Below are 12,323 nucleotides of genomic sequence, written 5' to 3'. Positions count from 1 at the left end.
ATGACGTCGTCTCGTCGGGGAGCGACCCGAGCCCGTTCTGATTCCGGGGAGCGGGACTGAGGCCGCCGGCATCGAGGCGGACGCGTTCCTGGCCGCTCGGATCAAGCAGCCATGCGCTGGCTGCGTCTCGTCTCCACAGGCCGTTCCGCCACCTCGAACTTCTGCACGATGGCGTCGAGCTTGCCGGCCTCGCTGGCAAGCGATCGGGCTGCCGCGGTCGTCTCTTCGACGATGGCGGCATTCTGCTGGGTCGCCTTGTCCATGGCGTCGGCAGCGCTCGAAAGCTCGCGCAGGCTCGTCGCCTGGCTGCCCGCGGCGCTGGCGATCTGGTTGATCGTCTCGCTCATGGCGGAGACTTCCGCGACGATCTCCTCGAGGCTCTTGCCGGAGGCCGTCACGAGTTCGACGCCGCTTTCCACCTGATCCGACGAGACGGAGATCAACGTCTTGATCTCCTTGGCGGCTTCGGCCGAACGCTGGGCCAGCGCCCGGACTTCCTGGGCGACGACGGCAAAACCCTTGCCGGCCTCGCCGGCCCGCGCTGCCTCCACCCCGGCATTGAGCGCCAGCAGGTTGGTCTGGAAGGCGATCTCGTCGATGACCGAGATGATCTGGTTGATCTGCTGGGACGAGCCCTCGATGCGGTTCATCGCCTCGATCGCCGAAGCGACGACCTCGCCGCCCCGCTCGGCCTTCTGGCGGGCGGCTGAGGCGGTCTTCTGGGCGGCACTCGAACTCTGCGCCGTCTGGTTCACGGCGCGGGAAATCTCGTTCAACGCCGCGACGGTCTCTTCCAGCGTCGCTGCCTGCTGTTCGGTACGTCGGGCGAGATCATCGGCCGTGCCGGCGATCTCGCCGGATGTCGCCGCGACGATCCGGACGGAATCGGTGACTTCGCCCATCGCCGCGCCCAGCGATCCGATCGCCGAATCGAAGTCGTTGCCGATCCGTTCGAAACCCTGCGGCATCTCGGGGCCGACGCGCACCGACAGATCGCCCGAAGCGACTTTCGAAAGACCGGCGGCAAGAAGCGCAAAGGCGTCCGTCTGCTTCTTCGCGGCGGCCTCCTCGGCGATGCGGGCCTTTTCGCCCTGCTCGCGCAAGTCGACCATGATCGTCATGTCGACGAGGAAGGTGATGACTGCCGGGCGGCCGTCGATCTCCGAGGCGATCAGCGTCAGGAAGCCGGGAAAGGTGGTGCCGTCGAGCCGCTTCATCGTCCATTCGAAGCGGGTGACGCCGTCACGGGCGACGTCGGCGAGGATACGCTTCACGAGTTCGCTGGAGCGGGTGCCGCAGGCCTGCTTCTCCGGGGACAGGTCTTCGAAGCGCAGACCGATCAGGCGTTCGCGGGTGGTGGCGAGCATGCGCTCCGTCGACGGGTTGCACTCCGTGAGGACGCCGTCGTCGAGGACGTAATAGCCGTCGGGTGACAGGTGGAAGACGGCTTCTGCCGCATGGTCCTTGAACGTCTTCTTGCCACGCGATCTGCCAAACACTTGCGTCCTCCCAGGAAGCCATATGCCGATCACCCACTATTGATTAAAAATCGTCAAGAATCAGTTATCTCCGTGCCTAAAAAACGGGCACGGGCGGCGAAGGACGAGAGAAGGCGGGGCCGTGACAGGATGGCGCCAATCGCGCTAGAGCGTCGCTCGTCCTTCCAGAGGCGGAGCCCGACGGCGTCCCCCTCCTTCTCCCAGACCGGGTGCGGCGGCGTCGTGCAGCGTTTCGTTTCCTTCTTTCCGACCGTCTTCGTGCTGTTGTGGTCGACCGGCTTCATCGGCGCGCGCTTCGCCATGCCCTATGCGGAGCCGTTCACCTTCCTGTCGCTGCGCTTCGCGCTCGCGCTCCTCCTCCTCGGCGCCATGGCGCTCGCCGCCCGGGCCTCGTGGCCGAACTGGCGCCTCGGCGGCCATTCGATGATCGCCGGCAGCCTGATCCACGGCGTCTATCTCGGCGGCGTCTTCTTCGCGGTCCGGCACGGGCTGAATGCCGGCGTCGTTGCGCTGATCGTCGGGCTGCAGCCGATCATCACGGCGCTGATCGCCGCCCCGGCGCTCGGCGAGACGATCCGCCCGCGCCATGCGCTGGGGCTTCTCCTCGGCCTCGTCGGCGTCGCGCTGGTCATCCTCCCGAAGCTCGGGACGGGCGGCGACTACCACTTCGTCAACGTCGCGCCGGCCTGCCTGTCGGCGCTGGGCATCTCCCTCGGCACGATCTGGCAGAAGCGCTTCGCCACCGGCGTCGACGTCCGGACCGGGACCTTCTTCCAGTATCTCGGCGCGCTGGTGCCGACCTTCGTGCTTGCCGCCCTGACCGAAACGATGGCCGTCGAATGGAACGGCGAGGTGATCTTCGCCCTCGTCTGGCTGACCTTGGTCCTCTCGATCGGCGCGATCTTCCTGATGATGATGCTGATCCGGGAGGGGGCGGTGTCGAAGGTCGCCTCGCTGATGTATCTGACGCCGGGCGTCACCGCCGTGATGGCCTATCTCCTGTTCGGCGAGACGCTGACGCCGATCCAGCTCGGCGGGCTCGTTCTCGCCGGCGTCGGCGTCGCGGCCGCGATGGGGCGCGCGAAGCTCAAAGGGGCCGGATGAGGCGGCAGGGCCTGGCGCTACGATGATGTCTTTCGGGGGCGGTTCGCTGAAACGCCGCGCGCCCTTATATGAACCCGAAACGATCGCTCGTTTCGAAGCCGAAGGGACGGCATGTCCAGTTTCTTGACCTATCTCGCCCTCCTGGTGATGATCGTCACCGCCGGGGTTCTGCTCGCGGGGCTCATCAACATGATGCGCGGCGGCTCGGGCAACGCCTCGCAGAAGCTGATGCGCGCCCGCGTCATGCTGCAGGGGCTGGCGGTGATCCTGATCGTCGGCGTATTGCTGCTCGCCAAGCACTGACGCCGCCATCGGCGGCAGGGAACTTCGAAGGAGGCGGGCTTGGTTCGGCTGAACAGGATCTACACGCGCACCGGCGACAGGGGGGAAACCTCGCTCGGCAACGGCGAACGCCGGTCGAAGGCCGATCTTCGGGTCGAGACCTACGGCACCGTCGACGAGCTCAACGCCGTCCTCGGCCTCGCCCGGCTGCATGCGGACGCGGCGCTGGACGCGATGCTGGCGCGGATCCAGAACGAGCTTTTCGATCTCGGCGCCGAACTCGCCACGCCCGACACCGGCAAGAAGCTGGAATTCGAACCATTGAAGATCGTCGATGCGCAGGTCGAGCGGATCGAGGCCGAGATCGACGCGATGAACGCCCGGCTGTCGCCGCTGAAGTCCTTCGTCCTGCCGGCCGGCTCGCCCGCCGCGACGCATCTCCATCTTGCGCGGACGGTGGCGCGGCGCGCCGAACGGCTGATGATCGCGCTCGCCGCAAAAGCGGGCGAGCCCGTCGCCGATACCGCCATCCGCTACGTCAACCGCCTCTCCGACCACCTCTTCGTCGCGGCACGAATCGCCAATGACGAGGGAAGGGCCGACGTCCTGTGGGTGCCGGGCGGCAGCCGGTGAGAATCGGGCCGGCTTCGAGGGCCGTCGGCCGGTGCTTGCCGGTCACGGCCGTTCTCCGCCGGCCTCACGCTCCGGGCATGTCCGGTGGGCTCGATGGGTGCAATTCCGGCAGCCAGACTTAGATTGCCCGTGCCACAAGGCTCTCGATGACTGCTGCTGGCTTGCCAAGCGGCCCTGCTTTGCGCGAAGAGTGCCGCAACAAAATCGTCGCATGATTGACACCTCGAAGGAGAGAAACCGCCCATGAAAGTTCTCGTCGCAGTCAAGCGGGTGGTCGACTACAACGTGAAGATCCGCGTCAAGTCGGACGGCTCGGGCGTCGAACTCGCCAACGTGAAGATGTCGATGAACCCCTTCGACGAGATCGCCGTCGAGGAGGCGATCCGTCTGAAGGAAGCCGGCACCGCGACCGAAGTGATCGCCGTGTCCGTCGGCCCGCAGCAGGCGCAGGAGACGATCCGCACGGCGCTCGCGATGGGAGCGGACCGCGGCATCCTGGTCAAGACCAACCAGCCCACCGAGCCGCTCGCCGTCGCCAAGATCCTCAAGGGCGTCGTCGAGGCGGAAAGCCCCGACCTCGTCATTCTCGGCAAGCAGGCGATCGACGACGATTGCAACCAGACCGGCCAGATGCTCGCGGCGCTGCTCGGCTGGAGCCAGGGCACCTTCGCCAACAAGGTCGAGCTCGCCGACGGCCGCGCCAAGGTGACGCGTGAGGTCGATGGCGGCCTGCAGACCATCGATCTGAAGATGCCGGCGATCGTCACCACCGATCTGAGGCTGAACGAGCCGCGCTACGCCTCGCTGCCGAACATCATGAAGGCGAAGAAGAAGCCGATCGACGAGAAGAGCCCGGCCGATTTCGGCGTCGACGTCTCGCCGCGTCTCGAGATCGTCAAGACCGAGGAGCCGAAAGGCCGCCAGGCGGGCGTCAAGGTGGCGTCGGTCGATGAGCTCCTCGACAAGCTGAAGAACGAAGCCGGCCTTCTCTGAGCGAACGATCGGGCGACCAGCCCGTCCGCAGCAGCATTGCCCGGCCCCCGGGCGGAGGCTTCGTCCGAACCGGATGGAGCTGAACTGAATGGAGCGCCCGACGAACTCCCAGACGATGGAGAGACCGGGCCAGCCGAGGAAATCGAGATGACCACCCTTCTGATCGCCGAACACGACAATGCCAGCCTGTCCGAGCAGACCGCCAAGGCGCTCGCCGCCGCATCCAAGCTCGGCGGCGACGTGCATGTTCTGGTCGCGGGGCAGGGCGTCGGCGCGGCCGCCGAGGCGGCGGGCAGGCTCGACGGCGTCGCCAAGGTGCTGAGCGCCGACGACGCGGCCTATGCCCACCAGCTCGCCGAGCCGCTCGCCGACCTCGTCGTCAAGCTCGCCGCTGACTACGACGCCATCGTCTTCGCCGCGACGACCACCGGCAAGAACGTCGCTCCGCGCGTCGCGGCCCTCCTCGACGTCATGCAGGTCTCCGACGTCACCGCCGTCGTCTCCTCGGACACCTTCGAGCGGCCGATCTATGCCGGCAACGCCGTCCAGACGGTGAAGTCGAAGGACGCCAAGAAGGTCATCACCGTGCGCACCTCGGCCTTCCAGGCGGTGGGCGAGGGCGGCGCGGCCGAGACGGCGTCCGTCGAGGCGGCTGGCGATCCGGGCCTGTCTGCCTTCGTCGAAGAACGGCTCGCCCATTCGGAGCGGCCGGAACTCTCGGCGGCGAAGATCATCCTCTCCGGCGGCCGGGCGCTCGGCTCGAAGGAGAAGTTCGAGGAGTTCATCCTGCCGCTCGCCGACAAGCTGGGCGCCGCGGTCGGTGCCTCGCGCGCGGCGGTCGATGCCGGCTACGCGCCGAACGACTGGCAGGTCGGCCAGACGGGCAAGGTCGTCGCGCCTGAGCTCTACATCGCCGCCGGCATTTCCGGCGCGATCCAGCATCTCGCCGGCATGAAGGATTCCAAGGTCATCGTCGCCATCAACAAGGACGAGGAGGCGCCGATCTTCCAGGTGGCCGATTACGGCCTCGTCGGCGATCTGTTCCAGATCCTGCCGGAGATGAAGGACAAGCTCTGAGGCGGCGGGATCGCTTGATCCCCAGTCTCGGAAGGCCTATGCTGCAGTGCAATAAAATCGGCGAATGGGAGAGCGCGCGATGACGAGTGAGATCCGGACGATCGGGGTGATCGGCGCGGGCCAGATGGGGGCTGGCATCGCCCATGTCGCCGCGCTGGCCGGCTTCGACGTCAAGCTCTACGACATCGCTGAGGACCGCGTCGCCGCGGGCATGGGGCGCATCGACAAGTCGATGGGCCGGCAGCTCGCCTCGGACAAGATCACCGAGGCCGACAAGGCCGGCGCGCTCTCGCGCATCGCCAGCACCACCAACGTGGCCGATCTCGGCGACCGCGACCTGGTCATCGAGGCGGCGACCGAGGACGAGGCGGTCAAGCGCAAGATCTACCGGGAGGTCTGCCCGCATCTGAAGCCCGAGGCGATGCTGGCGACGAACACCTCGTCGATCTCGATCACCCGGCTCGCCGCCGCGACCGACCGGCCCGAGCGCTTCATGGGGATCCACTTCATGAACCCGGTGCCGGTCATGAAGCTGGTCGAGCTGGTGCGCGGCATCGCCACGGAGGAAGAGACCTTCGAGGCAGCCAAGGTCTTCGTCGGCGCGCTCGACAAGACGATCACCGTGTCGGAGGACTTTCCGGCCTTCATCGTCAACCGCATCCTCCTGCCGATGATCAACGAGGCGATCTACACGCTCTATGAGGGCGTCGGCTCGGTCACCTCGATCGACACGGCGATGAAGCTCGGCGCCAACCACCCGATGGGCCCGCTGCAACTCGCCGACTTCATCGGCCTCGACACCTGCCTGTCGATCATGCAGGTGCTCCATGACGGACTGGCGGATTCGAAATACCGCCCGTGCCCGCTGCTGGTGAAATATGTCGAGGCCGGCTGGCTTGGCCGCAAGGCGGGCCGGGGCTTCTACGACTATCGCGGCGAGGAGCCGGTTCCGACGAGATAACGGCCGGCATCTACGGGGCTGCGGCCAGGAGATCGACGGCGTATCCCTGCGCCGCGAGGAGCGACGCGGCCTTTCGATCGAAGGTCGCGAAGACCTCGCCGCCGAGATTTCGGCCTTCGAAGGCGATGACGCCATCGGCGAAGTCGCCGCCACGATCGATCATGGCGAGGCCGGCATCGACGGCGTCGCGGTCGCACACGACCTTGGGGTCGGATCTCAGCGAGATGATCGCCGCCTTGAGTTCATCGGAGGTCGCCTTGTAGCGTCTGCTCAAGGTCCAGGCGATCTCGCAGAAGGTCGGGAGCGCGATTGCGATCGACGTCGCGCGCCGAAGGAGATCCGAGGCCGATTTCGCTTGGCCCGGATCGTCTCCGACCAAGCTTCGGATGATGACGTTGGTGTCGGCAACGATCTTCACCGCCTGCCGGCCCAGCCGTCGGCAATGACGTCGTTCAGCTCCTCGATCGTCGGCGCCGGTCCATTGGCGAGATGATGGAGCATCCCGAACGTGTCTTCGATGCGACCGCGCAGCCGTTCGTCGTTCCGGCTGCCCTCGGGCCGGGCGGCGCTGAGGCTGATCTTTCCACGCGGATCAAGGTCTACATCGAGAGCCTCGCCTGGCTCGACACCGAGATGTTCGAGCAGTTCGGGGCCGAGTGCCACCGCGCCGTCCTTCGTCACCGTCAGTGTAATGCTCATGACGCTATCTCCGAATGTCTTTGCAAAGATATGCGGTGATCCGCCGTGCGGCAACTTGTCGGACACACAGGAAGGCGCGGCGCCTCGCCAGCCGCCGCGCCTCATCGTCTCGCCCGATTGTCTCCGGGCGGTATCGAGATGCGCGGTCGCCTTTACGCCAGCGTCAGTCCGACATCGACATTGCCTCTGGTCGCGTTGGAATAGGGGCAGACGTCGTGGGCGGCGGCGAGGAGCTTTTCCCCCGCTTCGCGGTCTACGCCCGGAAGGGTGGCGGTGAGGTTTGCGGTGATGCCGTAGCCGCCTTCCGAGCGCGGGCCGAAGCCGACTTCTGCGGTGACGGTCGCATCGGCGGGCACCTTGACGCCAACCTTGCCGGAGACCGCCTTCATGGCGCCGAGGAAGCAGGCGGAATAGCCGGCGGCGAAGAGCTTTTCGGGATTGGCGCCGACGCCGCCGGGGCCGCCCATTTCCTTCGGCACGACGAGCTTCACGTCGACCGAACCGTCGTCGGAGCGGGCGGCGCCGTCGCGGCCCCCGGTGGCAGTGGCGCTGGTCTTGTAGATGACGTCCACGGACATGTCGCAGTCTCCTTGATGCGAGCGATATCATTTATCGCGATAATCAAAAACTAGGAGGATCTTGCGATGACGTCCATAAACATTATCGTGATAAATGATCGGACGGAGTGGGATCGTCCCGGTGCGTTTCCCACATCAACCTCGTGCTGCAGCGGCAGCCCTCTCAGGCTCAGAATGCGAAAACGCCGGCCCATGACCGATCGTACCCTCCACCTCGACCAGCATCTCTGCTTCGCGCTCTACGGCGCCTCGATGGCCATCGGCCGGCTCTACAAACCGGTGCTGGACGAGGCGGGAATCACCTATCCGCAATATCTGGTGCTGAGTACGCTGTGGGAGCAAGATGGCCTGACCATCGGCGCGATCGCCGGGCGGCTGGCATTGGAATCGAGCACGATCACCCCGCTGGTCAAGCGGCTGGAGGCGAGCGGCCTCCTTGTCCGTCGGCGCAATGCCGAGGACGAGCGGCAGGTCCTGGTGACCCTGACCGAGGAGGGACGGGCGATCCGCGCCGTCACCGCACGGATCGGCGAACGGCTCCTCGCCGCCTCTAGGATGTCGCCCGAACGGCTTGCCGCGCTGAACGCCGAGGTCCGGGCGCTGCGGGACGCCGTCGCCGCGGCGGCGGAACAGCCGCCGCCGAAGCGCTAGGTGTCATGCGCCGGCGCTGCCTTCCCGCTTCACCGCATCGATCAGCCGGATCGCATCGGGGCTGGCCCATTCGGCCGGGCCGGTGATGACGCCTTTCGCGCAGCCGTCGGGGCCGACGATGAGCGAGACCGGCAGGCCGAGGGTGACGCCCTTGGATTTGAGGTCGTTGAAGGTCGCAAGCGATCCGTCGTGATAGAGCGGCAGGCTTTGAAGGTTGGTCTCGGCGTAGAACTTTTTCGGCTTGGCGATGTCGCCCATGTCGACACTGATCGGCACGACGGCGAAGTCCGCGCCGCCCTCCTGGCGCTCCAGCGCGTCGAGGGCCGGCATCTCCGCCCGGCAGGGCACGCACCACGTCGCCCAGACGTTGACGAGCAGGTTCTTGCCGGCAAAGTCGGCGATCGAGACCTGTTTGCCGCTCTCGTCCTTGAAGGCGATCGTCGTGGCGTCGAACGGCTCGTCGAGGGCACGGACGGCCGCGACCTCGCCGGTCGCGTTGTCGTTGAGGGCGGCGGCGAAACTTTCGTCCAGCGGGCAGGCGGCGGCGACCGCGTTGCCAGACCCGCGTTCCGTCACGTATAGCACCCCGACACCGGCGACGATGCCCAAGACCAGCGCCAGACCCGCAATGCCGAGAAGGCGCCTGTTGAAGAAGCGCCGCGATTTCTCCACCGTCATTTCACAATCAATCCTTCGTCCAACGGTACCGATGAGCCAGAAAACCAGCAACGAGATGTGGGGCGGACGTTTCGCCTCCGGCCCCGACGCGATCATGGAGGAGATCAACGCCTCGATCGATTTCGACAAGCGGCTCTATCGTGAAGACATCCGCGGTTCCAAGGCCCATGCCGAGATGCTGGGACGGCAAGGCATCGTCTCGGCCGAAGACGCCGAGAAGATCGTCGAGGGTCTGGCCCAGATCGAGGCCGAGATCGAGGCGGGGACGTTCAAATTCTCGCGACGGCTCGAAGACATCCACATGAACGTCGAGGCGCGGCTCGCCGAGCTGATCGGCCCGGCCGCCGGACGGCTGCACACGGCGCGCTCCCGCAACGACCAGGTGGCGGTCGATTTCCGCATGCATGTGCGTGCCGCCTTCGAGGCGCTGGAGGCAAGGCTTACGGCCTTCATCGAAGCCCTGCTCGAAAAGGCCGAAGCCCATGCCGATACGGTCATGCCGGGCTTCACCCATCTGCAGGTCGCCCAGCCGGTCACCTTCGGCCATCACTGCCTCGCCTATGTCGAGATGGCGGCGCGGGACCGCTCGCGCTGCCGCGACGCGCTGAAGCGCCTCGACGAATGCCCGCTCGGCGCGGCGGCTCTGGCCGGCACCGGCTTTGCCATCGATCGGCACGCGACGGCGGCCGCGCTCGGCTTTGCGACGCCGACGCGCAACTCGCTCGATTCGGTCTCGGACCGGGACTTCGCGCTGGAGTTCCTCTCCGTCGCGGCCATCTGCGCCACCCACCTGTCGCGGCTGGCCGAAGAGATCGTCATCTGGTCGACGCCGCAATTCGGCTTCGTCAGGCTGTCGGACGCCTTTTCGACGGGCTCCTCGATCATGCCGCAGAAGCGCAATCCCGACGCGGCCGAACTGGTGCGCGCCAAGCCCGGCCGGATCAACGGCGCGCTGATCTCTCTGCTCACCGTGATGAAGGGCCTGCCGCTGACCTATTCGAAGGACATGCAGGAGGACAAGGAGCAGGTCTTCGACGCGATCGATTCGCTGGCCCTGGCTCTCGCGGCGGCAACGGGCATGATCCGCGACCTCACCGTCGACGGCGAAGCGATGCGCAAGGCCGCCGGCCACGGCTATTCGACGGCGACGGATCTTGCCGACTATCTCGTGCGTGAACTCGGCCTGCCTTTCCGCGACGCCCATCACGTCACCGGACGGGCGGTCTCGCTCGCCGAGGGCGCGGGGCTGAAGCTCGAGGAGCTGCCGCTCGACGTGCTGAAATCCCTCGACGGGCGCATCGGCGAGGGCGTCTATTCGGTGCTCGGCGTCGACGCCTCGGTGCGCAGCCGCACCAGTTTCGGCGGCACCGCGCCGGACAATGTCCGCCAACAAGTGGCATACTGGCGACATCGTCTCGCTCCCGAAGGGCTTTGACGGCAAGGGCGGGTGCTTTTGCCGTCAGAAGCGGTTATCACCGTCGCGGTGATCGAGGTTGCGGGACAGTCGAAATGGGAGATCGAGCGGTGAAGCTGGTGTGGGCGCCCTTTGTTGTCGTCATGGGCCTTCTGGCGGGCTGCGGCGTCAAGAACCTGCCGGTGGGGCCGACCACCGGGGAAGTTCCGCCGGTCGTCGACGGCAACACGAAGTCGAACCGAAGCGGTGACACCGCGGCGGTGCTGAGGCCGACATCCTTGACCGCTTCGAGCCGCAACGTCGCCATCGGCGGCGCCGAAGTCTCGAGAAACAAGACCGCAGATCGCGGCTTCATCCTCGATCCGCTGTTGAACTGACCAGAATTACCGGTACCGGCATCGCCATGAATCATTTCGGATACAGGGACGGCAGGCTGCATGCCGAAGACGTGGCGATCGAGACGATCGCCGCAGAGGTCGGCACGCCGTTCTACTGCTATTCGACGGCGACGCTGATGCGGCACTATCAGGTCTTCGCCAAGGCGTTCTCCGACATCGAAGCGCTCGTCTGCTATGCGGTGAAGGCAAATTCAAACCAGGCGGTGCTGGCCACCCTCGCCGGGCTCGGCGCTGGCGCCGACGTGGTTTCGGGCGGCGAACTGGTCCGGGCGCTGAGAGCCGGCATCCCGGCCGAGAAGATCATGTTCTCCGGGGTCGGCAAGACGGTCGCCGAGATCGACGTCGCGCTCGCCTCGCGGATCTTCTGCTTCAACGTCGAATCGGAACCCGAGCTCGAGGCGATCTCGGCGCGCGCCGTCGAAGCCGGCGTCACCGCCAACGTGTCCTTCCGGATCAATCCGGACGTCGACGCGGGCGGCCACGCCAAGATCTCGACCGGCAAGAAGAACGACAAGTTCGGCATCGCCTTCGACCGCGCCGACGCCGTCTACGAACGGGCCCGCGACCTGCCCGGCATCGCCGTCACCGGCATCGACATGCATATCGGCAGCCAGATCGAGGCGCTGGAGCCCTTCGACAAGGCCTTCGATCGGCTGGCGGGTCTCGTCAGGCACCTGCGCGGTAAGGGACACCGGATCGATCATGTCGATCTCGGCGGCGGGCTCGGCGTTCCCTATCGCCGCGACAACCAGCCACCGCCGGAGCCGCCGGCCTATGCCGAGATCGTCAAGCGGCACGTCCGCGATCTGGACTGCAAGGTGGTGTTCGAGCCGGGCCGTCTGATCGCGGCGAATGCCGGGATCCTGGTCTCCCGTGTGATCTACGTGAAGAAGACCGAGGGCAAGACCTTCGTCGTCCTCGACGCGGCGATGAACGATCTCATCCGCCCGACCCTCTACGACGCCTGGCATGACATCGCGCCGGTCCACGAAGCAGCCGGGCAGGAGCGCTTCGTCGTCGACGTCGTCGGCCCGGTCTGCGAGAGCGGCGACTTCCTCGCCAAGGATCGCGACATGCCGGTGGTCAAGCCGGGGGACCTCGTCCATGTCGCCTCGGCAGGTGCCTATGGGGCAGTGCAGTCCTCGACCTACAATTCCCGGCCGCTCGTCGCCGAGGTTCTGGTCAAGGGCGACGAATTTTCCATCGTGCGGCCACGCCAGACGATCGACGAGCTGATCGGCCTCGACCGCCTGCCCGCCTGGCTCGGCGGCGAGGCCTGACGGCAGGCTGGCGGCGACGGGCGGCTGGCGCCGGGCCCTGCGGCCAACCATCTGACCTCGCAGCATCTTCACAGTC

15 protein-coding genes are annotated in these 12,323 nt (G+C 66.5%); 10 read left to right on the top strand and 5 right to left on the bottom strand.

Translation table 11 applies throughout. From position 1 onward, the window contains the following. Window positions 1-101 precede the first annotated feature (101 nt). Complete coding sequence (locus GTK09_RS11975; protein ID WP_376767997.1) at window positions 102-1,499, bottom strand: methyl-accepting chemotaxis protein; 1,398 nt, start codon at window positions 1,497-1,499, stop codon at window positions 102-104. Window positions 1,500-1,721: 222 nt separating this feature from the next. Here GTK09_RS11975 and GTK09_RS11970 point away from each other — a divergent pair, with 222 nt between their 5' ends. From GTK09_RS11970 to GTK09_RS11945, 6 genes are all read left to right on the top strand, one after another. Next, the gene (locus tag GTK09_RS11970; RefSeq protein ID WP_312869810.1) at window positions 1,722-2,603 is read left to right on the top strand and encodes a DMT family transporter; all 882 of its coding nucleotides are present in this window, start codon (window positions 1,722-1,724) and stop codon (window positions 2,601-2,603) included. A 111-nt stretch (window positions 2,604-2,714) separates the two neighbouring features. Then, window positions 2,715-2,906: a twin transmembrane helix small protein gene (locus GTK09_RS11965; protein ID WP_163463389.1), complete on the top strand. Its 192-nt coding sequence runs from the start codon at window positions 2,715-2,717 to the stop codon at window positions 2,904-2,906. A gap of 39 nt (window positions 2,907-2,945) precedes the next feature. Next, window positions 2,946-3,518, top strand: a complete 573-nt coding sequence (locus GTK09_RS11960) for a cob(I)yrinic acid a,c-diamide adenosyltransferase (RefSeq protein ID WP_163463388.1) — start codon at window positions 2,946-2,948, stop codon at window positions 3,516-3,518. Between the two features lie 243 nt (window positions 3,519-3,761). Next, on the top strand, window positions 3,762-4,511 hold the full coding sequence (locus tag GTK09_RS11955; RefSeq protein ID WP_163463387.1) for an electron transfer flavoprotein subunit beta/FixA family protein: 750 nt from the start codon (window positions 3,762-3,764) through the stop codon (window positions 4,509-4,511). A 147-nt stretch (window positions 4,512-4,658) separates the two neighbouring features. Beyond that, window positions 4,659-5,588, top strand: coding sequence for an electron transfer flavoprotein subunit alpha/FixB family protein (locus GTK09_RS11950; protein ID WP_163463386.1), 930 nt, complete (start codon window positions 4,659-4,661; stop codon window positions 5,586-5,588). A 79-nt stretch (window positions 5,589-5,667) separates the two neighbouring features. Continuing rightward, the gene (locus GTK09_RS11945; RefSeq protein ID WP_163463385.1) at window positions 5,668-6,549 is read left to right on the top strand and encodes a 3-hydroxybutyryl-CoA dehydrogenase; all 882 of its coding nucleotides are present in this window, start codon (window positions 5,668-5,670) and stop codon (window positions 6,547-6,549) included. A gap of 10 nt (window positions 6,550-6,559) precedes the next feature. Here GTK09_RS11945 and GTK09_RS11940 read toward each other — a convergent pair whose 3' ends face one another. The 3 genes from GTK09_RS11940 to GTK09_RS11930 all read right to left on the bottom strand — a co-directional run bounded on the left by GTK09_RS11940 (window position 6,560) and on the right by GTK09_RS11930 (window position 7,826). Further along, window positions 6,560-6,967 (bottom strand): type II toxin-antitoxin system VapC family toxin, encoded by a 408-nt coding sequence (locus tag GTK09_RS11940; RefSeq protein WP_163463384.1) that lies wholly within the window; start codon window positions 6,965-6,967, stop codon window positions 6,560-6,562. Then, window positions 6,964-7,248 carry an AbrB/MazE/SpoVT family DNA-binding domain-containing protein gene (locus tag GTK09_RS11935; RefSeq protein WP_163463383.1) on the bottom strand — a complete coding sequence of 95 codons (285 nt, stop codon included), beginning with the start codon at window positions 7,246-7,248 and terminating at the stop codon, window positions 6,964-6,966. The genes GTK09_RS11940 and GTK09_RS11935 overlap by 4 nt, the downstream gene beginning before the upstream one ends. A 152-nt stretch (window positions 7,249-7,400) precedes the next feature. Continuing rightward, window positions 7,401-7,826, bottom strand: a complete 426-nt coding sequence (locus GTK09_RS11930; RefSeq protein WP_163463382.1) for an organic hydroperoxide resistance protein — start codon at window positions 7,824-7,826, stop codon at window positions 7,401-7,403. A 192-nt stretch (window positions 7,827-8,018) separates the two neighbouring features. Here GTK09_RS11930 and GTK09_RS11925 point away from each other — a divergent pair, with 192 nt between their 5' ends. Then, complete coding sequence (locus GTK09_RS11925; protein ID WP_163463381.1) at window positions 8,019-8,477, top strand: MarR family winged helix-turn-helix transcriptional regulator; 459 nt, start codon at window positions 8,019-8,021, stop codon at window positions 8,475-8,477. Between the two features lie 3 nt (window positions 8,478-8,480). Here the strand turns inward: GTK09_RS11925 and tlpA are convergent, their stop codons facing one another. Beyond that, entirely contained in the window at window positions 8,481-9,155 is a 675-nt protein-coding gene (gene tlpA / locus GTK09_RS11920) for a thiol:disulfide interchange protein TlpA (protein WP_163463380.1), read from the bottom strand. 31 nt (window positions 9,156-9,186) lie between these two features. Here tlpA and argH point away from each other — a divergent pair, with 31 nt between their 5' ends. The 3 genes from argH to lysA all read left to right on the top strand — a co-directional run bounded on the left by argH (window position 9,187) and on the right by lysA (window position 12,247). Then, window positions 9,187-10,590: an argininosuccinate lyase gene (gene argH, locus GTK09_RS11915; RefSeq protein WP_163463379.1), complete on the top strand. Its 1,404-nt coding sequence runs from the start codon at window positions 9,187-9,189 to the stop codon at window positions 10,588-10,590. Window positions 10,591-10,679: 89 nt separating this feature from the next. Next, window positions 10,680-10,946 (top strand): hypothetical protein, encoded by a 267-nt coding sequence (locus tag GTK09_RS11910; protein ID WP_163463378.1) that lies wholly within the window; start codon window positions 10,680-10,682, stop codon window positions 10,944-10,946. A gap of 26 nt (window positions 10,947-10,972) precedes the next feature. Beyond that, window positions 10,973-12,247 carry a diaminopimelate decarboxylase gene (gene lysA / locus GTK09_RS11905; RefSeq protein ID WP_163463377.1) on the top strand — a complete coding sequence of 425 codons (1,275 nt, stop codon included), beginning with the start codon at window positions 10,973-10,975 and terminating at the stop codon, window positions 12,245-12,247. Window positions 12,248-12,323 lie beyond the last annotated feature (76 nt).

Source organism: Jiella pacifica (assembly GCF_010500815.1).
Classification (GTDB): Bacteria; Pseudomonadota; Alphaproteobacteria; order Rhizobiales; family Rhizobiaceae; genus Jiella; species Jiella pacifica.
The sequence above is the reverse complement of the archived record's forward strand: the minus strand, read 5'-3'. Positions and strand labels throughout refer to the sequence as shown.